This is a genomic window from Sphingobacterium populi (assembly GCF_001586775.1).
GTDB classification, from domain to species: Bacteria; Bacteroidota; Bacteroidia; order Sphingobacteriales; family Sphingobacteriaceae; genus Sphingobacterium; species Sphingobacterium populi.
On the sequence record NZ_LQXS01000004.1, the window covers coordinates 279423 to 300093 of the forward strand.

Sequence of the window (20671 nt, forward strand, 5' to 3'; positions counted from 1 at the left end):
AAAAGCCGGATATCTATATAGATATCCGGCTTTTGCACTATTATAATTAACCTAAATTGTTGGCTTACATCATGCCGCCCATGCCGCCTGGCATGCCCGCAGGAGCGCCGCCACCAGCAGCACCAGCTTCTTCAGGCTCGTCTGCCAATACACACTCTGTAGTCAATAACATAGAAGCTACAGAAGCTGCGTTTTCTAACGCTACACGAGATACTTTAGTTGGATCGATAACACCAGCACCAATTAGGTTCTCGAATACATCTGTACGCGCATTGTAACCGAAGTCACCAGATCCTTCTTTTACTTTTTGTACGATTACCGCACCTTCAATACCTGCATTGAAGCAGATCTGACGAAGTGGCTCTTCGATCGCACGACGGATGATATCGATACCGATATTTTCATCTTCGTTGTCACCTTTTAAGTTAGCCAAAGCTTCTGTTGCACGAATGAAAGCAACACCACCACCAGCTACGATACCTTCTTCTACCGCGGCGCGAGTTGCGTGCAATGCATCGTCTACACGATCTTTCTTCTCTTTCATCTCAACCTCGGTAGTAGCACCTACGTAAAGTACAGCTACACCACCAGAAAGTTTCGCTAAGCGCTCTTGCAATTTCTCGCGATCGTAGTCAGAAGTAGTTGTTTCGATTTGTGAACGAATTTGTCCAACACGTGCTTTGATTTCTTCACCGTTTCCAGATCCGTTGATGACAGTCGTGTTATCTTTGTCGATTACCACTTTCTCTGCTTGACCTAGCATATCTAGTTCAGCATTCTCTAATTTGTAACCTCTTTCTTCAGAAATCACGGTACCGCCAGTCAAGATTGCGATATCTTCTAACATCGCTTTACGGCGGTCACCGAAACCTGGTGCTTTTACAGCAGCCACTTTCAATGAGCCACGGATTTTATTTACTACCAATGTTGCTAACGCTTCGCCATCTAGGTCTTCTGCGATGATCAACAATGGTTTACCTGTTTGTACTTGTTTCTCCAAGATTGGCAACAATTCTTTCATGTTGCTGATTTTCTTGTCGTAGATCAAGATGTATGGATTTTCTAAGTCGGCTTCCATTTTTTCGGAGTTAGTCACGAAATATGGAGACAAATACCCACGGTCAAATTGCATACCTTCTACCGTTTTTACTTCAGTTTCAGTACCTTTTGCTTCTTCTACCGTGATCACACCGTCATTACCTACTTTTTGCATTGCTTCAGCGATCAAGGAACCGATCACATCGTCATTGTTAGCAGAGATAGACGCTACTTGTTTGATTTTATTGTTGTCTTGGCCAACGACTTGAGATTGAGATTTCAAGTTGCCCACTACTGCAGCTACCGCTTTGTCGATACCGCGTTTTAAATCCATAGGATTTGCACCAGCAGCTACCGACTTGATACCTGGCGCTACGATTGCCTGAGCTAATACGGTTGCAGTAGTTGTTCCGTCACCTGCTTGGTCAGCAGTTTTAGACGCTACTTCTTTGACCATTTGTGCACCCATGTTTTCTAGGGCGTCTTTCAATTCAATTTCTTTGGCTACCGTTACACCATCTTTGGTGATAGCTGGTGATCCAAATTTTTTCTCGATAATTACGTTACGACCTTTAGGTCCTAAAGTTACTTTTACTGCATTTGCTAACGTATCTACTCCTTTTTTCAGAGCTTCACGCGCTTCTACATTATATTTTACTTGTTTTGCCATTGCTTGCTTACTATTACTTTAAAACTAATAATCGATTTAAACTTAACTTACAGTACCGCGTAAATGTCTGATTCACGCATGATCAAATACTCTTTTCCTTCGTACGTGATCTCTGTACCTGCATATTTACCATACAACACTTTATCGCCTACTTGTACAGTCAATGGTTCATCTGGTTTACCAGTTCCTACTGCTACCACTGTTCCTTGAGAAGGTTTTTCTTTCGCTGTATCTGGAATATAAATTCCTGATGCTGTTTTCTCTTCTGCTGGAGCCGCCTCAACTACGACTCTGTCGCCGATAGGTTTGATACTTAATGCCATAATTATTCTATTTATTTATGTTTTATTTACGTTTATACTTTTGTCGTATCACCAATTATGCCAAAGCATGATTTACATATTTAGGAGACATTTTTGCATAAGCAGCTTACGGTACTGGCAGATTTCTGCAAAAGTTGCGTGTCAAGCTGTCAGGACATACCACTGTGTCATTTGAGCAAATTTGTCTAATTTTAACTCATGAGAGCAGTTATTCAACGGGTCAATCACGCGGCATGCCATGTAGATGGTGAGCAAACGGGAGCGATTGAACAAGGGTTATTGGTATTGCTCGGGGTGGAAGATGCAGATGATGAAGAAGATGCCGCCTGGCTGGCTGCCAAAATTTGCAGCATGCGTATTTTTTCCGACGAGCAAGGGTTGATGAATCGCTCCCTACAAGATGTGGGTGGTGGCTTATTACTTATATCACAATTCACTTTGTATGCGCAGACGAAGAAAGGTAATCGGCCATCTTTTATTCGAGCGGCCAAGCCGGATAAGGCGAAGCCTATGTACGAAAATATGATTCAACGGTTTAGCGACCTACTAGGACAGCCCATACAGACCGGAATTTTTGGTGCTGACATGAAAGTCAGTCTGGAGAATGATGGACCGGTAACGATTATGATGAATACCAAAGACAAAGAGAACTTTTAAAAATAAGAACACAAGAACTATGACGATCGAGCAGGCACAAATAAAGGTAGATGAGTGGATCAATACCACAGGCATTCGTTATTTCAATGAGTTAACGAACACCGCTATGTTGATGGAAGAGGTGGGCGAAGTAGCACGTATTATGGCACGGCAGTACGGAGAACAATCTTTTAAAGCCTCGGACAAAGACGTGAACTTGGCCGACGAGATGGCCGATGTGCTTTTTGTCTTAATCTGCTTGGCCAATCAAACAGGCATTAATCTCACAGAAGCGCTACAAAAGAACTTGGAAAAGAAAACCATACGGGATGCCGATCGGCATGCCAATAATGAGAAGCTTAAATAACGAAACACTAGCACGAAGTCAACGTATATGAAAATACTATCACACTTAATAATTGTGTTTTTGCTGTTCAGTTCATGTCAGAACTCGAGCAACGATCAACACACCACAAAAAGCAACGAATTCGAGCATGGAGCTGTTGTTGCCGCTCATCCCTTGGCGTCCGATGTGGGCGTGCAAATACTGAAAGATGGAGGAAATGCTGTCGATGCAGCCATTGCAGTACAATTTGCTTTGGCCGTTGTGTATCCAAATGCCGGAAATATTGGTGGCGGCGGTTTTATGCTGTATAGAAGTCACGACGGCAACGTAGATGCCTTGGATTTTCGCGAAAAAGCACCGCTAAAATCTGATAAGGATATGTATTTGGATGCCGAAGGCAATGCGATTACCGACTTAAGTCTTTATGGGCAGTTGGCAGCAGGAGTGCCGGGCACCGTGGCTGGCATGGTTGCCGCACATGAGAAATATGGCTCGGTGGATTGGAAAGCGCTCGTGGCGCCAGCTATCAAACTCGCCAAAGAGGGTTTCCAGATCACGAGCATGCAGGCAAAGGAATTCAACGAGCATCAGGAGCTTTTTTCGAAACTTAATGCGCAAGGTGCCGCGATTATCCGCAGCGAAGCATGGAAAGAGGGTGATATATTTCAACAACCAGAACTCGCTAGCACCTTGGAGCGCATAGCGAATGAAGGCCGTAATGGTTTTTACAAAGGCGAAACAGCCGATCATATTGTGAAAGAAATGCAGCGCGGCAACGGTATTATGAGCAAAGGTGATCTGGAGAATTATGAAGCCGTGTGGCGCAAACCAGTAGAAGGAATGTATCGCGGTCATCGTGTGATCTCTATGCCGCCACCATCGAGCGGAGGTGCTGCGCTCATCGCTTTATTGCAATCGGTGGAGTTGTACCCATTGACCGATTGGGGATTTCAAAGTGATTCTGCAGTACGCGTGATTGTTGAAGCCGAACGTCGTATTTATGCCGACCGCGCTACGCATATGGGCGATCCCGACTTTCACCGTGTGCCTCTCAAAGAATTGATGGACAACGACCGCAATAAAGCGCGCATGAAAGCAATTGATTTCGCCAAAGCGACACCAAGCAGTGAAGTATTGGCTTCCAAATTCGCCGGTTATGAATCAGAAGAAACCACACATTATTGCATCGTGGATAAAGATGGTAATGCGGTTTCGTTGACCACGACGTTGAATGGCGCTTACGGTGCGGGCGTGTGGGTGAAAGGTGCCGGTTTCTTATTAAACAATGAGATGGATGATTTCTCGGTGAAGCCGGGCGTGCCTAATTTATATGGTTTAGTTGGTGGTAAAGCCAATTCCATTGCGCCAAACAAACGGATGCTGAGTTCGATGACGCCAACCATTGTTGAGAAAGACGGTAAATTATATATGGTCGTCGGTACGCCGGGAGGCTCTACTATTATTACATCGGTATTCCAGACGATTACCAACGTGATCGATTATGGTATGGATGCGCAAGAATCGGTTTCCGCATCGCGGTTTCATCATCAATGGCTACCCGATCAGATTGATGTAGAAGATGCTGCTATTGATGCAGCAACGCGTCAAAGTTTGGAAAAAGCCGGTTACCATTTCCACGCACGTGGAAACATCGGCCGTGTCGAGAATATTGTTGTATTGCCGAACGGCAAATTGCAAACCGGTGCAGATCCACGCGGTGATGATGTAGCGAGAGGGTATTAATTAGTAGTTATATTTGAGCAGTTAGATTAAACCGACCTAGCGTTCCGACTGCGTGAAGCTGTCCGAAAGTAAATCCGTGAAGAACAAAAATCTGTTTGAGCGCAGCGAGTTTATTTTTTGTTCAGGATTTCTGAGGATGGATCGCAGTAAGGGACGCAGTCTTGATTTTTGCCAAACTTTTTATCAAGAAAAAGTTTGAATAAAAACACCTACTGCAACTTCTGATGCGTACGCCACCACAAATCCGGCATTTCGCCATCTACGGCCAATTGATAATCCTCATAACGGCACGGAACTAAGAAAAATCGTTCGTTCACCGATTTGGTGCCGAAATATGGCACTTGCATCCACCAGCGATCCGATTTTTTACTCTTCACAAACACCAATTCGTAGTCATCGCTTTCCAAAGTCGTACGGTAGATGATGTAATTGGATTTAGGATACATCGGCGCATCGCCTTTGCGCGAGTAGAAGCCGTCAATAAAGCACCAGATCATTTGTGCTACCAGCATCGCACTGTGTCCCATCGGATCAAACGTCGGGTTGAATTCGTAGAATCCTACGGATGAACATTTGTCGGACATGCCCGCATAACGCGCTAACTGACAAGCTTCGTCGCCATACAATCCATTTGGCGTAGCATTGGCATTGCCGCCCGCTTCGGAAGCGCGAATCGCGCCCATATCAAAACTCACCATATCCGCTGCGCGGATCAGTGGTTCGGACTGATCTAGTTTTCCAGTGATAGCTCCTAGGCGCATCGTATTGAAAAACAGCTTATTGTACATGTTGATCGACTCTTTGCTTACCAAATATGTCTGATACGCGATATTGCTCAAGCTAAACAGATAATCTGGCTGATGCAAGATGATGTGATTCAGAAAAGTCGTCGAGTTTAACGTCGTGTTTTCATCACTTTCCTGATCCAGATCAAATCGAGCATCGATGACGGCTACTTCTACCTTTTGCTCCAGGTTTTCATAGCCAGTATATTGCGCGTAAGTAAGATCTTGTCCGCCACCGATAATGACTGGTACGATTTCCAATTTCACCAACTCTTCCACCACTTGGCGCAGCGCAACATAAGTATCTTCGATGCGCGCACCTGCCTTGATATTTCCTAAGTCGGCAACGCGTAATGCATAATCTCCTTCATACAGCTCGTACAAATGCTTGCGCACTTCATTAGGTGCTTTGGCTGCTCCGCGATTATTTACCGAAGCCCGATCTTCTTCAACACCAAGAATCGCGAGATGCGGTCTAGTTTCAGCATCATCCAAATCTGGGAAACGATCTTCGTAGCGGAGCATGGTTTTGCCCAATTGTGAATTAAGAAAATCTGGTTTAGACGTAATTTCAGTCAAGATTATCGGTTGAAAAAAATCTGCTAGAGTCATGAATGTAATATCGCTAAAAGTGCCTTACGTGAATAAATAGCTTTTGTTTACCACAAAGATGCATTTATTCCTTCGCTTTTAGTGCGCCTTATAAGCATTTGCATACTATGTATAATTACTATACTTTTGAAAATCGCAATGTCAAACACCTAATTAGAAGATGATTTTAGTAACTGGAGGAACCGGTTTTTTGGGATCCGTACTGATCAAAAACTTGATCGATGCAGGTCATAGTGTAATCGCCGTGAAGCGCGCGCATTCCATTATACCCGATGCACTAAAGGCCTCCTCATTGATCCAATGGGTGGATGCCGATATTACCGATTATTTCGCATTGAAAGAAATATTTCTGGACATCAAATCGGTGTATCACTGTGCAGCACTGATTTCGAATCAATCCGGTGACGCCATGCAGATCGCTCAAGTCAATGTCGAAGGCACCGCACATATCGTCAACCTATGTCTAGAGCATCAAGCGCGTTTGGTACACGTGAGTTCGATTGCCGCTTTGGGGCCCAACAAAAATGGGCAACCGCTTAATGAAGAGGCCAAATGGGAGATGACGCGAAAAACTTCCTTGTATTCACGCGCAAAGCACGATGCAGAGATGGAAGTGTGGCGCGGTATTGTAGAAGGACTAGACGCCGTGATTGTCAATCCGTCAATCATCATGGGCGTCGGATTGGGGAAAGGTAAAGTTGCTGCCAACGCCTTATTCGACCAAGTGAAAAAAGGACTTAAAATCTATCCACTCGGCTCCGTTGGTATCGTCGATGTCGAAGATGTCGCTAGCCTGATGATCTGGCTGATGAATTCCGATATCTCGGGCGAGCGTTTCATTTTAAACAGTGAAAATGTATCGTCGCGCGATCTGCTAACCGATATCAGTGTGCTAATGGGTCGCCCTGCACCAACTATTCAGGCCAGCAAAACGTTATTGTCTATAGCGTGGCGTTTGGCAAAAGTAAAAGCGACGCTGTTTGGCCAGCCTGCCGCTCTTACAAAATATGCTGCCAGAGCAGCCTCAGAAAAATTGAGCTACGACAATTCCAAGATTACAGGCCTTACCGCACACGCGTTCAAACCTGTATCCGAAACCCTTAAGAATGTATACCAGGCATATTATGCCCAATAATCCATACAGAGCGTGAAGAATTATTATATTATTGATTTCGACAGTACTTTTACCCAAGTAGAAGCGTTGGACGAATTAGCCAGAATATCCCTAGAAGGAAGTCCAGAACAAGAAAAAGTATACCGCGAAATCGAGCGGTACACCAATTTGGCGATGGAAGGGAAGATCTCCTTTCGCGAAAGCCTCACCGGTCGCATCAGCTTACTCAAAGCGAATAGAACACATTTGGATCAATTGATTAAACATTTGAAAAAGAAGGTTTCGAAATCTTTTGATCGTAATCGTGCCTTCTTTAAAGCGAATGCAGATGCTGCATGGATTGTATCTGGGGGATTCAAAGAATTTATTACACCGGTAGTAGCGCCCTATGGCATTAAGACCGAAAACATTTATGCAAACACCTTCTTGTTTGATGAAGAAGGAAATATAACAGGATACGATGATACCAATCCATTGTCGGACGAAGGGGGCAAAGTAAAGCTGCTTAAAGAACTCAATGTGCAAGGTCGTTTGTTTGGTATTGGTGATGGTTATTCTGATTTTCAGCTGAAAGAATCTGGTTTGATAGAGCGTTTTTACGCCTTTACCGAAAATATCGCCCGACAGTCGGTTACCGAAAAGGCGGATCACGTTACCCCAAGTTTTGACGAATTTCTATATGTCAATAATTTGCCACGTGCAATCTCGTACCCTAAAAATCGGATTTTATGTTTGATTATTGGCGATGTGCCCAATGTTGCAGCAGAGATATTGAAGAATGATGGTTTCTCCGTGCGTATCAAAGATAGTTTCGAAGAGAAATATGTGAAAGATGTGGGGATGCTACTTTTGGGCGACAACATCACCGTCGATTCTGATCAGCTTCGCCGCGCGAATAAGCTCAAAGTATTAGGATACCTAGGTGATGTAAAGGGGCGTGTGTCGCGAACAGTCTGTTGTGAGAAAGGGATTGTTATTTTTGACGATAAACGTCACAAAAAACGCAACGCTGAATTTATTCCACGTCGGATGGCCGATTTCATTAATCACGGCGACACATATTTGAGCCGCAACTTTCCGGCTATGACCTTGCCAAAGTTGAAACATGCGCATCGTTTAATACATATTCATAAGAATGTGCCGGGCATCATGGCGCAGATCAATAACGTATATGCCGAAAATGAAGTCAATATCTTCTCTCAGTTTCTGATGACGAAAGATACCATCGGCTATGCCATCACCGACGTAGATGCGCAATATGATAAGGAAATGCTAAAACAACTCAAGCAGATCGATAATACCATAAAATTTAGAATCCTATACAAATAACTTTTCCATTACTCCAGTAGTACACTGAGGTCTTCTCTGGATAAGGATTTAACGAAGCTCTCTTCGGTCGTGATCAACGCTGAAGAGAGCTTCTTTTTGCGGTTTTGTAAGGATACAATCTTCTCTTCGACACTATCTTTACTGATAAAGCGGTAAATAAACACATTGCGCTCTTGGCCAATCCGATGACTTCGATCAATAGCTTGCTGCTCTACCGCTGGATTCCACCAAGGATCTAAGATAAATACATAATCGGCTTCTGTCAGATTGAGGCCAACGCCGCCTGCTTTTATAGAGATCAGGAAGATGCGTGTTTCCGAGTCGTTTTTAAACCTATTTACAGCAGCTTCCCTGTCCTTAGTGCCGCCATCGAGGTAGGCATATTTCGTTTTCTTGCGATCAAAGTGGTTTCGAAAAATGTCCAGATGCTTCACGAATTGAGAAAAAATTAGAATCTTGCTGTCTTTAGTAGGCACCGATTCAAGCATCTCCAATACGGTGTCAAATTTTCCAGAACCATCAGCATATTCGTGATCTACCATATGTGGATGGTTGGCCAACTGTCGCAATTTCATTAATCCTTGCAATAAAGTCATTTGGTTGTTTTCGCCGACAGCAGGGCCGTCCAATAAAACATTCCTGTAGGCCGACTTTGTACTATCGTACAACTTGGCCTGCTTTTCATTCATCGCACAATAAACAATCTGTTCGGTCTTCGAGGGTAATTCTGTTGCGACTTGATTCTTCGTGCGCCGAAGGATGAAAGGCTTTATCATGGCTTGCAGGCGCTGTGCACGCTCTTCATCTTTCTTTTTCTCTATCGGGATCACAAATTCCTGCTGGAAATAATGGTAATTGCCTAACAGCCCAGGATTAGAAAAGTGCATCTGCGTCCACAGATCGGCTACCGAATTTTCAATCGGCGTACCGGTCAGTGCTAGCTGATGCTTACTGCGCAAATTCTTGATCGCTTTGAAAGACTTTGAACGTGGATTTTTGATATGCTGACTTTCGTCAAGAATAATGTAATCGAAGAAAAAAGCGCTAAACAAGTCCTCATCACTGCGCACCACGCCGTACGTGGTGATCACCAAGTCATAATGCGTAAATGCGAAAGCATCTTTGGTGCGTGCATAGCCCGTATGTAAGAGTACGCGAAGTTTCGGTGCAAAACGTGCGGCTTCTTTCTGCCAATTGTACAGTAAAGAAGTCGGCAAAATAAGTAACGAAGTGATGGCATGTTCGCCTTCGGCGCGGTTTTCTTTCTGCCTTTGGAGTAGCGCAATCGTCTGTACCGTCTTTCCCAATCCCATATCATCCGCCAGAATACCGCCGAAGCGGTACTGCTGCAAGAAGTGAAACCAATTGTAGCCTGCTTGCTGATAAGCACGTAATTGTCCTTTAAAGTGCGTAGGCGGTGGCATCTGTTCAATTTCTTCAAACGAGTTCAATTTCTCCAGCTTACGCTGGAAAGATACCATCGTATGCTCGCTGATGTCTTGCAGAATGCCCACATGCATTCTATTCAGTTTTAATCCATCTGTAGCGCTGGAAAAATGAAATAAGTGCTCGTACTGAGCAAACCAAGCTTCGGGAATCACGGCAATCTCGCCGTTGGGCAATACAAACTCGTGAATTCGATTCAGGATATGGTCGCGCAGTTGCACGAACGGAATCTTGTAAGGACCAAACGAAACGAAAGCTTTAAGGTCAAACCAATCATTGTTTTCCTCCACTGTCATATCCACACTGGCCAAACCTAAGAAGAAACGTTTGGCACCGGTCTGTTGCTCGACCACAAAGCCCAACTCTTCTAACTGATCGACATGCTTGTTCAACCACTCGAAAATAGAAAAACCATGTTCGCCCACAGTCGCTGCTACGCCAAACGAACCAAAGAGTCGATCTTTGGATTGCAACCCCAATTCGATAAGCGCGGCCTCTTGCTTTTGTTCCCATTTGACGGAGCGCTTTATTCTAGTAAAAGTGTATGTGTCTCGTGCTTCATCGTATTGTAGCCGTACCGTGACCGGCCGTTCGATACTGGGTGGAAATGTATAATTGCCATAACGAAAGCTCAGCTCGACTTGCGGAGCTTGTCCGTCCGCATAACGAACGGTTAGAATAGGTACGGCATCTTCTTTCAAGGTTTTGATGTCAAAACCTTCAGCATACACGTTATGGCGCTCAATGAGATTTGAGACAAATGTTTCAAAATACTTTTTTTCCGTATTGCGCGGCACAGCAATGTATCGCTTTTGTAGAAAAGGGCTCAGCTTTTTGCCATCAAGCGGCTGGTCGAAATGATACAATGTTCCCTCTAGTAGCAACCAAGCCTGCTCCTGTATAATGACATTCGCATTCTTGTACATAAACTCCATTCGATGGCCTTGGTACTTGATGGTCGGGAAATAGCGGGTTTCATCCTCACTCCGTCTAAAATGAAAAAGTACGGAGGCTGGTTGCTCCGCGATATCCAATCGTGTTTCGGCCGGGTAACCATCTTTTTTGCTCATCAGATAGAGCGGTCGGTCTTGTAACTGATCGAGTACTTTTAGCAGTCGTTGCTCGATTTTTGGTCGAACAAATTGATAGGTTTTTTGATCAAATATCTTCGTAAAGTAGTCTGCAGGACGGATGGGCTTTTTATGATATCGCTTAATAATATGTGTTTGCTCTACCTCGTCCAGCAAACGGATGATTTCCCAATCAACTTCTGATATTCCAGCCGCAAACTCATCTGCTGTATTACTAAATACCCTTTTGTAGGTTAGCGACAGCGAGCCGTTACCATTGAGCTGCACTACGTGCGGCTCAATGAGATAGCCTAAGTACGGATGTTCTCCGAGCGAGTATATTAAACGAAAAGGAAGTGCGGAATCAACTTGCTGCATGAAATGATTGTAGTGCTATCTCAAAAAAAGACCACTAATATACCATTCTCTTGCTAGAGTTTAAAATTCGCCCTGAAATACCCATTTCGCCGGACCATGTAAGAAAACCTGAGTAAATGAATCTCCTTGCTTATCAAAGGAAATGCGTAATTGACCGCCCAGTACGCGAATAGGAATTTCCTGATGGCCCTCGCGTTTTTCCTGCAACGCAATTGCCATAGCTACAGCCGTTGCGCCGGTACCGCAGGCAAATGTTTCGTCTTCTACGCCGCGTTCGAATGTGCGGCAAAAATAAACGCCTTCGTCTTCTTTCTCTACAAAGTTCACGTTGATCCCGTCGGTTTTGTAAACATCATTATTTCGGATCGTACCGCCTACTGTATAAACATCTAGTTCAGCAAGTCCTGCTACAAACTGTACATAGTGAGGCGATCCAGTTTGTAATACATAAGCCTCTCCATCTCTATCATAATGAGTTACGTCAATCATGCCAAGTTGTACTTGTTCTTCGTGAATGTTGGCATGATGCAACCCGTCGACTGCCATAAAGACAGTTTCGTCGTTGATCACGCCAAGATCTCGTGCAAACGCCACGATACACCGGCCACCATTACCACACATCGAGCCTTTTTGCCCATCAGCATTGTAGTAAATCATCTCAAAATCAGATGCAATTGCAGAATTTTTTGTATGCGCTAACAGCATCAGTCCATCGGCACCGATACCAAATCGACGATCGCACATTTTGGCAACTAAATCGTGGTTATTAGGGTCAAAATCATTGTTGCGATTATCAATTAAGATAAAATCATTGCCCGCACCTTGATATTTGGAAAATGCAATTTTTCTGCTCATGTACTTTAAAATATGCTACAAATTTAATAATCTTGTTACAAATGAGACCAATATGGTTAAATCTTGTTAAAAGCGCGTGTAAAGCGATTTTGATTAACATTATTTAACTGACAAAACTTGTACCAGCGGTGCGCATGGTATTACATTTGACTTAATCAAAACACCATCGCGAATTGAGCGGTGTTTATTTATGTTTCAACAATTAAAATCATTATGAAAAAAATAGGAGCAACATTATTGGTAGCGGCGATAGGTGGAGCTATTGCATTGGGGGGCTATAAGCTCTTTGAGAATCGCCAGCTGGATCGGATGACCTTTGAAGAGCAGCAGAAAGTATTTTATGCGAACAATCCAGGTGCAGAAATCCTGTCTTCTACAGGAAACCCCGACTTTACGCAAGCAGCTGCAGCCGTGACTCCAGGTGTTGTGCATATTACTGTCACGTCCACCGCGAGAGGTTCGCAACGAGGCGGTGGCGCTCCGTTTGATCTTTTCGAAGAATTCTTTGGTATGCCGCAACAACGTAGACAGCAACAGCCACGGCAATCTACCGGGTCAGGATCTGGCGTGATTATTTCCCCAGATGGCTACATCGTTACAAATAATCACGTGGTAGAAGATGCGGATAAGATTGAAGTTAAACTCACTGATAAACGAACTTTCGAAGCGAAAGTAATTGGTCGTGATGCCAATACGGACTTGGCATTGATAAAAGTGAATGGCTCGAATCTTCCAATCGTAAAATTAGGCGATTCGGACAATGTGCAGGTGGGTGAATGGGTGTTGGCTGTCGGATATCCTTTGGGTCTAGAATCTACTGTCACCGCTGGAATTGTGAGTGCCAAAGGACGCCAGATCGGTATCCTAGGAGAGTCACAACAACAACGCCCACGTAGTTTTGGCAATCCACAAGAACAACAAGAACAGATGATCAACACCGCCATCGAATCATTCATCCAAACGGATGCGGTAATAAACCGTGGAAATAGTGGTGGTGCTCTGGTAAATGCACGAGGCGAATTGGTAGCAATCAATTCTGCAATTGCATCGCCGACGGGAGTGTACGCGGGTTATGGTTTTGCAATTCCTATCAACCTAGCTAAAAAAGTGTTAGATGATTTCAAAGAATTTGGTAGTGTTAAGCGTGGTTATGTAGGCGTTACTTTTACAGAAATCAATGCAGCCACTCGCGAGCAATTTGGTATTGATGATGTGACTGGGCTTTACGTAAGAGACGTAGTGAAAGGTGGTGCTGCAGAAGGCGCTGGAATCAAAGCCGGAGACGTACTTACAAAGATCGAAGGCCGTACTATCGAATCAACTTCTGATTTGCAAGAGCGTGTAGCTAGGTTGCGTCCTGGCGACAAGGTAAAATTAACCTACAAACGTGATAACAAAGAGAAAGATGTAACAGTCACTCTTAAAGGTGAAGAAACCAAGACTGCAGCCGAAGAAAAAGGCGGCTCAGCTAGCGGTGCAGAGATTTTCAATAAATTGGGAGCCAGTTTCGTGCCAGCTACTGATGCCAAGAAGAAAGAATTAGGTGTCAATTCTGGAGTAACCATTGCTCAAGTACATCGCGGTGGTTTATTCGAATACTTTGGCTATGAACCTGGTTTGGTAATTACCGAAATCAATGGTAAAGCAGTGAATAATGTAGACGAGGTAGAAAGTGCATTGGCCAATACCCGTAGGAATATGATTAATATCGTGGCCGTGCCACGTCGAGGAAGCATTCGTGAAATGAATGTACCCTTGCAACGATAAAAAGTAGATAGTTTCCATCCCAATGGAAGAGCCTCCCCAGAGTGGGGAGGCTTTCTTGTTTTAGAGAAATTCGGTCATTGCAGCAGCAGGATTATAATATCTCCGCATAATGTAGTAATTTCGATCACCAACAAAATGGACTAGCAATACATGAAGATATTAATGGTATGCTTGGGTAATATTTGCCGTTCGCCGTTAGCGCATGGCATTATGCAAGCATTGATAGATAAAGAAAATTTAGATTGGCAGGTAGATTCTGCCGGCACGGGCGATTGGCACGTAGGCCAAGCGCCAGACAGGCGCTCCATTGCGACCGCAAAAAGCTACGGGTTAGATATTTCTACGCAGCAAGCGCAATGGTTTCAACCAGATATGTTCGATCGCTTTGATAAGATTTTGGTGATGGATCGGCAAAATTATCGCGATGTTATCGCACAGGCAAAGACAGATAAACAACGCGAGAAAGTAACGCTATTCTTGCCAGAAGGCGAAGTGCCAGATCCCTACTTTGATGATGCGATGTTCGAGCCGGTGTATGATATGATTCAGACACAAGCTAAGATTTTGCTGCAAACGTGGCTTTCAGAACAACAAGATAATAACGGATGAACGCTGGAGAAGTAAATAAGAAATATGCAAACCTGCAGCAGGTATTGGCCGAGCAGTTTGATATGGATATGCCCGACCTCAAAGTAATGTTGTTCCTCATAGGGGTGCAAGAGCTTGGTAAAGGTCCGCAGGAATTTTCTAAAAGACAGAAAGAAGAGTTGATGCATATCGCCAACTGTCGTTTGTTCAGCTCCATGGGTTTTTATGAGTTAAGAGGCTTGGACGAAGAAGGCTGGCCGCACTGGGAATTGGTGAAGCCGATCCCCAACTACACGTTGATGGAGCAAGAATTAATTATCAAATCGTTAATCATAGATTATTTTGAAGATGCACAGGTTATTTAAGGCCACGATTTTACTAGTTTTTGCATTGTTATTGAGCAGCAATGCGACGTATGCGCAATCACCTACTCACTATTATGTAGAGATCAAGACGGGAAAAGGCAATGCCATATTGAAATTATATAACGAGACGCCTTTGCACCGCGATAATATGGTGCGATTGGTTCGTGCAAATTTCTATGATTCCCTATTGTTTCACCGCGTGATCAATCAGTTTATGATACAAGGTGGTGATCCGGGATCCAAGTTTGCCGTAGATAAGCAAAGTTTGGGCGAAGGCGGACCAGGCTATGACGTGCCCGCAGAAATTCAAGAGCAATTGATTCACAAAAAAGGTGTTATTGGCGCTGCGCGCGATAATAATCCAGAGAAGAAATCTTCGGGTTCACAATTCTATTTGGTGCAAGGGAAGAAGTACTCCGAAGCGGGATTGGATTCTTTAGAAACAATGCGTTTGAAGAAAAAACTGACACCAAAACAACGGGAAACCTATACCACCGTGGGTGGCGTGCCACATTTGGATGGAGAATACACGGTATACGGTGAAATTATTGAGGGATTGGACGCGGTAGATAGTATCGCCAAAGTGGAAACAGACGGGCGCGATCGCCCCGTAGCGAACGAACGGATGTCTATGCGGACGCTAACACGCGATGAAGCTTTGAAAATCGAATTAGGAGCAGTGCCGAAGCGTGGCTTTTTCGCGAGTATATTTTCTAAAGCACCAGCGCAAGAATACACCCTAACACCGAGCAAGAAATAATCTATGAAAATCATCACCTATAACGTCAACGGAATACGTGCTGCACTCAAAAAAGGCTGGCTCGAATGGTTGAAGACGGCTGCGCCGGATGTGATCTGCATTCAGGAAATCAAAGCCACACCAGATCAGGTGCCCGAATTGGTATATCTCGAACAAATGGGTTACGAACATTATTGGTATCCGGCACAGAAAAAAGGCTATAGCGGCACCGCGATTTTCACGCGTAAAACCCCAAAACAAGTCGTGTACGGTTGTGGGCACGAAGATTACGATTTCGAAGGCCGCACAATTCGAGTAGATTTTGACGAGCTTTCGGTGATGAGCGTATACTTCCCTTCGGGAACGACTGGCGATATTCGCCAAACGTTTAAATACCGTTTTTTGGACGATTTTCAGGCGTATAGCAACAAACTGATCGAAGAACAGCCCAAGCTCGTGGTTTGTGGAGATTTTAATATCTGTCACCGTGCGATCGACATTCACAATCCCAAGTCCAATGCCAATACTTCCGGCTTTTTGCCACAAGAGCGTGAATGGATGGAGCAATATTTAGCATCGGGCTTTATTGATTCGTTCCGTCATCTCAATCCGGAGCCACACAACTATACATGGTGGAGTTACCGCGCAGGATCGCGCGGCAAAAACTTAGGCTGGCGCATTGATTACAATATGGTATCCAAAGCCTTGGAAAACCAGATCGTCAGTTCAAGTATTATGGCAGAGGCGGTACATTCAGATCATTGTCCGACTGTGGTCGAATTGGCGCTGTAGCAGCGGTTAATTCCATCTCAAAAAGCGAAGCGATATGACCTTTTAGCTTCGCTTTCACCGCTTCCATATCCAGCGCATAGCCCAGCTCACGCTGCATGGAAGTCACATCTTTATCATCAATGCCGCAAGGTACAATGTGTCCGAAATAATTCAGATCCGCATTTACATTAAACGCGAAACCGTGCATCGTGACCCAACGTGAAGCGCGTACGCCCATCGCACAGATCTTGCGCGCGCGATCGTTGTCGGCATCAATCCAAACACCCGTAAATCCGGAATATCTACCAGCTACAATGCCGTAATCGGCCAGCGTCAAAATCACCGCTTCCTCCAATACGCGCAAATAGCGATGAATATCGGTGAAGAAATTATCCAGATCCAGAATTGGATATCCAACAATCTGTCCCGGTCCGTGGTAGGTAATATCGCCACCGCGGTTAATCTTATAAAATGTCGCTTGGTGTTTTTGCAAACCTTCTTCGTCCAATAACAAATACTCCAAGTGACCGCTTTTCCCGAGCGTGTACACGTGCGGATGCTCCGTGAAGATCAGGTAATTGGGCGTTGGGTTTTCTGTATTTTGCGTGCGATTTTGCAATTTGGCTTCCAAAATCTCATTGAAAATCGTTTCTTGCCGATCCCACGCTTCTTGGTAGTCCACCAAACCCCAATCGATAAATTGCGTCTGTTTGTTTTGCATGACCTTTCGTTTTTCGACCGTTTAGTACAACAAATTGTTGTGCGGGTAGCGTGCCGTGTGGAGATCGGAAACCATCTCGTATAGCTTCGCGCGAAACTCTTCGACATTGACTTTGTCCGTAGCCGAAACAAAGATGGCTGGCGCAGCATGGCGACCCATCCACGAGTTCTTAAAATCCTCCAACGTCACTTTGACTTCTTCGCCATCCTCATCTTGTTCTACCGCCGGTTTGTAAGCATCAATTTTATTGAATACCGTCAAGATTGGTTTATCCAAGGCATTCAAATCTTTCAAAGTTTCATTCACCGCGTGAATATGATCTTCGAAACTATGGTGCGAAATATCCACCACATGAATCAAAATATCCGCTTCGCGCACCTCGTCCAAAGTCGATTTGAAACATTCTACCAAGTGATGCGGTAATTTTCGAATAAATCCAACGGTATCCGATAGCAAGAAAGGCAAGTTTTCGATGACCACCTTGCGCACGGTAGTATCTAACGTCGCAAATAGCTTGTTTTCGATCAATACATCCGACTTGGACAATAAGTTCATGATCGTCGATTTGCCCACGTTGGTATAACCCACTAATGCGACGCGAACCAGTTCGCCACGATTTTTACGCTGCGTTTCATTCTGCTTGTCGATATGTTGTAAGCGCTCTTTGAATAAGGAAATCTTGTTCAAAATCATCCGACGGTCACTCTCGATCTGGCTCTCACCAGGACCACGCATACCGATACCACCACGTTGGCGCTCCAAGTGAGTCCACATACGGGTTAGTCTTGGCAATAAATACTGTAGCTGCGCTAATTCTACTTGCGTTTTCGCCTGAGCGGTCTTCGCATGATTGGCAAAAATATCTAAGATCAGGTTGGATCTGTCCAATACCTTGATCTCAAATTCCTTCTCTATATTGCGCAGTTGCGATGGCGAAAGCTCATCATCGAATACGACGATGTCAATTTCCTCTGCTTTGATGAACGCTTTGATCTCATCCAGCTTTCCCGATCCAACAAAAGTTGCCCGATCTGGCTTGGTTAGTTTTTGCGTGAAAACGCCTTTTACAATACCACCCGCCGTTTGCACCAGAAAATCCAACTCACCCAAGTATTCTTTGGCAGTTTCGTCCGAGACGCCCTGCGAAATGACACTGACTAAAATAGCCGTTTCTTGTTTCGCAGCGGTATCGTATATTTTTGGTTCTTTTCCCATTAAAAATCTCTCTCTTTATGATTGTAAAGTACAAAGATACGTGTTTTTAAGAGATTTTATCCCAGGCGATGGCTGGGCCTTTGTGGGTGAGTTTTTGGAGTAATGATTGGTGTTCGGGAAGTTGAAGTTCGGGGTCTTGCAAGAAAATGTCGATCACCGTTTCCCGTACTTCGGTTAGCAGCGCTTGGTCGGTGCTGAGGTTGGCAATTTTCATTTCCAGAATACCCGATTGTTGTGTGCCGGAAATATCGCCAGGCCCGCGCAATTGCAAGTCCACTTCAGCAATCTTAAAACCGTCATTTGTTTCCACCATCGTTTCCAAACGTTTTCTGCCGTCTTTGCTCAGCTTATTGCTCGACATCAGAATACAGAACGATTGCTCCGCACCACGACCAACACGGCCGCGCAACTGGTGTAGTTGCGAAAGACCAAAGCGTTCGGAATTTTCGATAATCATCACCGAGGCATTGGGCACATTGACACCGACCTCAATCACGGTGGTGGCCACCATGATTTGTGTTTCGCCTTTTACAAAGCGCTGCATTTCAAAATTCTTGTCCTTCACCGGCATTTTGCCGTGTACCACGCTGATGCGGTAGTTGGGCAATGGGAATTCGCGCATTAGCGATTCCAATCCTGCTTCCAGATGTAATAAATCTAGTTTTTCGCTTTCCTTAATGAGTGGATAGACAATGTAGATTTGTCGGCCTTTCTGGATTTCTTCGCGCATAAAACCAAAGGCGCGCAAGCGTTGATTTTCGAAAAAATGCACCGTTTTGATCGGTTTTCTGCCTGCCGGCAATTCATCAATCGCCGAAATATCCAGATCGCCGTACATCGTCATGGCCAAGGTGCGCGGAATCGGCGTCGCCGTCATCACCAGCATGTGCGGCGGAATGGTGTTTTTACGCCAAAGTTTGGCGCGCTGCTCCACACCAAAGCGGTGTTGCTCGTCGATCACGACGAAGCCAATGTTTTTGAACTTTACTTTGTCTTCGATCAAAGCATGTGTGCCGATCAAAATATGCAAACTGCCGTCTTCTAGTTGTTCGTGAATGCGACGACGCTCTTTGGTCGACGTAGATCCTGTCAATAATGCGACCTGACACAAATCTTCACCCAGTAATTCTTTCACGCCGTGATAATGTTGCGTCGCCAAAATTTCTGTCGGCGCCATCATGCAGGCCTGAAATCCATTGTCGATGGCCAATAGCATCGCCATAAGCGCGACCACGGTCTTGCCCGAGCCGACATCGCCTTGCACCAAGCGATTCATCTGTGCGCCAGTATTCGTATCAATGCGGATCTCTTTCATCACGCGCTTCTGCGCGCCCGTAAGTGGAAAAGGTAATCTCGTATTGAAAATGTGTTGAAATGATCGCCTACTTGCGTGAATCGATGTCCGCGATATTTCTTGGTGTTGAGTTGCTTATTGCGCAGCAAGCGCAACTGCAACCAAAATAATTCATCGAATTTGAGCCGACGAGAAGCGGTTTCATACGCTTTCTGATCGGTCGGGAAATGAATGCCCAGCACAGCTTCACGAGCTGGAATCAGATGATGTTTCTGTCGCAAATCTGCTGGTAGATCATCTTCCCAATTAGGCAATACTGTTTCTAAGGCTTGAGCCACCAACTTCTGCAAACCTTTGGTGTCCAGATTGAATTTCTTCAGTTTTTCGGTAGAAGTATAGACCGGTTGCAAGGTTTGGTTGCCGATTTTTTTCTCGGAAGGTTGGTACAATTCCATTTCGGGATGCGTGATAGAAATCGCGCCATTGAATGAGGTCGGCTTGCCGTACATGACATACACGGCATTGACCTGCAGTGTTTTTTTGAGCCAAGCGATTTGTTGAAACCAAACCAATTCGACCGTTCCGGTTTCGTCTTTGAGCAATCCGACTAAGCGCTTCGCGCGCTTTTCGCCCACTTCTTGCAGGCGAATCAGTCGGCCCAAAACTTGTGCGCCTAATAGTGAAGCGTCCAGTTGGCGGATTTTGAAGAACTGCGTACGATCAACATACCGGAAAGGATATAGCTGTAGCAGGTCGCCGATGGTGAATATCTGCAACTCTTTTTTCAAGACATCGGCCTTTTGCGGGCCAACGCCTTTGAGGTATTCTATGGGAGTTATCGCTGTTAATACAGCCATCGCAAGAAA

At 44.8% G+C, this 20671-nt stretch carries 17 protein-coding genes and 1 pseudogene; 10 read left to right on the forward strand and 8 right to left on the reverse strand.

The window, feature by feature from the left end:
- Window positions 1–64: 64 nt before the first annotated feature.
- Entirely contained in the window at window positions 65–1708 is a 1644-nt protein-coding gene (gene groL, locus A0125_RS12090) for a chaperonin GroEL (protein ID WP_066756480.1), read from the reverse strand.
- Window positions 1709–1755: 47 nt separating this feature from the next.
- On the reverse strand, window positions 1756–2031 hold the full coding sequence (locus A0125_RS12095) for a co-chaperone GroES (RefSeq protein WP_066756485.1): 276 nt from the start codon (window positions 2029–2031) through the stop codon (window positions 1756–1758).
- A 198-nt stretch (window positions 2032–2229) separates the two neighbouring features.
- On the opposite strand from A0125_RS12095, the gene dtd reads away from it, so the two are divergent.
- Genes dtd through ggt form a run of 3 tightly spaced genes read left to right on the forward strand, consistent with a single transcriptional unit; the run spans window position 2230 to window position 4756 of the window.
- Window positions 2230–2688 carry a D-aminoacyl-tRNA deacylase gene (gene dtd / locus A0125_RS12100; RefSeq protein ID WP_066756488.1) on the forward strand — a complete coding sequence of 153 codons (459 nt, stop codon included), beginning with the start codon at window positions 2230–2232 and terminating at the stop codon, window positions 2686–2688.
- A gap of 19 nt (window positions 2689–2707) precedes the next feature.
- Complete coding sequence (locus tag A0125_RS12105) at window positions 2708–3034, forward strand: nucleotide pyrophosphohydrolase (RefSeq protein WP_066756491.1); 327 nt, start codon at window positions 2708–2710, stop codon at window positions 3032–3034.
- Window positions 3035–3061: 27 nt separating this feature from the next.
- Window positions 3062–4756, forward strand: a complete 1695-nt coding sequence (gene ggt, locus A0125_RS12110; RefSeq protein ID WP_066756494.1) for a gamma-glutamyltransferase — start codon at window positions 3062–3064, stop codon at window positions 4754–4756.
- Window positions 4757–4965: 209 nt separating this feature from the next.
- Here the strand turns inward: ggt and A0125_RS12115 are convergent, their stop codons facing one another.
- Window positions 4966–6153 carry a formimidoylglutamase gene (locus A0125_RS12115; RefSeq protein WP_066756498.1) on the reverse strand — a complete coding sequence of 396 codons (1188 nt, stop codon included), beginning with the start codon at window positions 6151–6153 and terminating at the stop codon, window positions 4966–4968.
- A gap of 160 nt (window positions 6154–6313) precedes the next feature.
- On the opposite strand from A0125_RS12115, the gene A0125_RS12120 reads away from it, so the two are divergent.
- Window positions 6314–7288 carry an NAD-dependent epimerase/dehydratase family protein gene (locus tag A0125_RS12120; RefSeq protein WP_066756500.1) on the forward strand — a complete coding sequence of 325 codons (975 nt, stop codon included), beginning with the start codon at window positions 6314–6316 and terminating at the stop codon, window positions 7286–7288.
- Between the two features lie 12 nt (window positions 7289–7300).
- Window positions 7301–8596 (forward strand): HAD-IB family phosphatase, encoded by a 1296-nt coding sequence (locus A0125_RS12125; protein ID WP_066756502.1) that lies wholly within the window; start codon window positions 7301–7303, stop codon window positions 8594–8596.
- An 8-nt stretch (window positions 8597–8604) separates the two neighbouring features.
- On the opposite strand, the gene A0125_RS12130 is transcribed toward A0125_RS12125, so the two are convergent.
- Both A0125_RS12130 and dapF read right to left on the reverse strand, forming a co-directional pair.
- Window positions 8605–11490 carry a DEAD/DEAH box helicase gene (locus A0125_RS12130; RefSeq protein ID WP_066756504.1) on the reverse strand — a complete coding sequence of 962 codons (2886 nt, stop codon included), beginning with the start codon at window positions 11488–11490 and terminating at the stop codon, window positions 8605–8607.
- A gap of 60 nt (window positions 11491–11550) precedes the next feature.
- Window positions 11551–12345, reverse strand: a complete 795-nt coding sequence (gene dapF, locus A0125_RS12135) for a diaminopimelate epimerase (RefSeq protein ID WP_066756507.1) — start codon at window positions 12343–12345, stop codon at window positions 11551–11553.
- A 213-nt stretch (window positions 12346–12558) separates the two neighbouring features.
- Between dapF and A0125_RS12140 the strand changes: the two genes are divergently transcribed.
- From A0125_RS12140 to A0125_RS12160, 5 genes are all read left to right on the forward strand, one after another.
- Window positions 12559–14112: a Do family serine endopeptidase gene (locus A0125_RS12140; RefSeq protein ID WP_197464870.1), complete on the forward strand. Its 1554-nt coding sequence runs from the start codon at window positions 12559–12561 to the stop codon at window positions 14110–14112.
- Between the two features lie 150 nt (window positions 14113–14262).
- Complete coding sequence (locus tag A0125_RS12145; RefSeq protein ID WP_066756508.1) at window positions 14263–14721, forward strand: low molecular weight protein-tyrosine-phosphatase; 459 nt, start codon at window positions 14263–14265, stop codon at window positions 14719–14721.
- The gene (locus A0125_RS12150; RefSeq protein ID WP_066756510.1) at window positions 14718–15065 is read left to right on the forward strand and encodes a hypothetical protein; all 348 of its coding nucleotides are present in this window, start codon (window positions 14718–14720) and stop codon (window positions 15063–15065) included. The genes A0125_RS12145 and A0125_RS12150 overlap by 4 nt, the downstream gene beginning before the upstream one ends.
- Window positions 15049–15825: a peptidylprolyl isomerase gene (locus A0125_RS12155; protein WP_082785024.1), complete on the forward strand. Its 777-nt coding sequence runs from the start codon at window positions 15049–15051 to the stop codon at window positions 15823–15825. The genes A0125_RS12150 and A0125_RS12155 overlap by 17 nt, the downstream gene beginning before the upstream one ends.
- Window positions 15826–15828: 3 nt before the next feature.
- Complete coding sequence (locus A0125_RS12160; protein ID WP_066756513.1) at window positions 15829–16596, forward strand: exodeoxyribonuclease III; 768 nt, start codon at window positions 15829–15831, stop codon at window positions 16594–16596.
- Here A0125_RS12160 and lipB read toward each other — a convergent pair.
- The 3 genes and pseudogenes from lipB to recG form a co-directional block, all read right to left on the reverse strand.
- Window positions 16538–17296 (reverse strand): lipoyl(octanoyl) transferase LipB, encoded by a 759-nt coding sequence (gene lipB / locus A0125_RS12165; protein WP_066756515.1) that lies wholly within the window; start codon window positions 17294–17296, stop codon window positions 16538–16540. The genes A0125_RS12160 and lipB overlap by 59 nt on opposite strands.
- 21 nt (window positions 17297–17317) lie before the next feature.
- On the reverse strand, window positions 17318–18511 hold the full coding sequence (gene hflX, locus A0125_RS12170) for a GTPase HflX (protein WP_066756517.1): 1194 nt from the start codon (window positions 18509–18511) through the stop codon (window positions 17318–17320).
- A 46-nt stretch (window positions 18512–18557) separates the two neighbouring features.
- Window positions 18558–20662: pseudogene (gene recG, locus A0125_RS12175) on the reverse strand (ATP-dependent DNA helicase RecG).
- Window positions 20663–20671 lie beyond the last annotated feature (9 nt).

What these genes read in the sequence shown, in the direction of transcription:
- groL (WP_066756480.1), bottom strand. Translation starts at nt 1,708, where the DNA reads ATGGCAAAACAAGTAAAATATAATGTAGAAGCGCGTGAAGCTCTGAAA.
- A0125_RS12095 (WP_066756485.1), bottom strand. Translation starts at nt 2,031, where the DNA reads ATGGCATTAAGTATCAAACCTATCGGCGACAGAGTCGTAGTTGAGGCG.
- dtd (WP_066756488.1), top strand. Translation starts at nt 2,230, where the DNA reads ATGAGAGCAGTTATTCAACGGGTCAATCACGCGGCATGCCATGTAGAT.
- A0125_RS12105 (WP_066756491.1), top strand. Translation starts at nt 2,708, where the DNA reads ATGACGATCGAGCAGGCACAAATAAAGGTAGATGAGTGGATCAATACC.
- ggt (WP_066756494.1), top strand. Translation starts at nt 3,062, where the DNA reads ATGAAAATACTATCACACTTAATAATTGTGTTTTTGCTGTTCAGTTCA.
- A0125_RS12115 (WP_066756498.1), bottom strand. Translation starts at nt 6,153, where the DNA reads ATGACTCTAGCAGATTTTTTTCAACCGATAATCTTGACTGAAATTACG.
- A0125_RS12120 (WP_066756500.1), top strand. Translation starts at nt 6,314, where the DNA reads ATGATTTTAGTAACTGGAGGAACCGGTTTTTTGGGATCCGTACTGATC.
- A0125_RS12130 (WP_066756504.1), bottom strand. Translation starts at nt 11,490, where the DNA reads ATGCAGCAAGTTGATTCCGCACTTCCTTTTCGTTTAATATACTCGCTC.
- dapF (WP_066756507.1), bottom strand. Translation starts at nt 12,345, where the DNA reads ATGAGCAGAAAAATTGCATTTTCCAAATATCAAGGTGCGGGCAATGAT.
- A0125_RS12140 (WP_197464870.1), top strand. Translation starts at nt 12,559, where the DNA reads ATGAAAAAAATAGGAGCAACATTATTGGTAGCGGCGATAGGTGGAGCT.
- A0125_RS12145 (WP_066756508.1), top strand. Translation starts at nt 14,263, where the DNA reads ATGAAGATATTAATGGTATGCTTGGGTAATATTTGCCGTTCGCCGTTA.
- A0125_RS12150 (WP_066756510.1), top strand. Translation starts at nt 14,718, where the DNA reads ATGAACGCTGGAGAAGTAAATAAGAAATATGCAAACCTGCAGCAGGTA.
- A0125_RS12155 (WP_082785024.1), top strand. Translation starts at nt 15,049, where the DNA reads ATGCACAGGTTATTTAAGGCCACGATTTTACTAGTTTTTGCATTGTTA.
- A0125_RS12160 (WP_066756513.1), top strand. Translation starts at nt 15,829, where the DNA reads ATGAAAATCATCACCTATAACGTCAACGGAATACGTGCTGCACTCAAA.
- lipB (WP_066756515.1), bottom strand. Translation starts at nt 17,296, where the DNA reads ATGCAAAACAAACAGACGCAATTTATCGATTGGGGTTTGGTGGACTAC.
- hflX (WP_066756517.1), bottom strand. Translation starts at nt 18,511, where the DNA reads ATGGGAAAAGAACCAAAAATATACGATACCGCTGCGAAACAAGAAACG.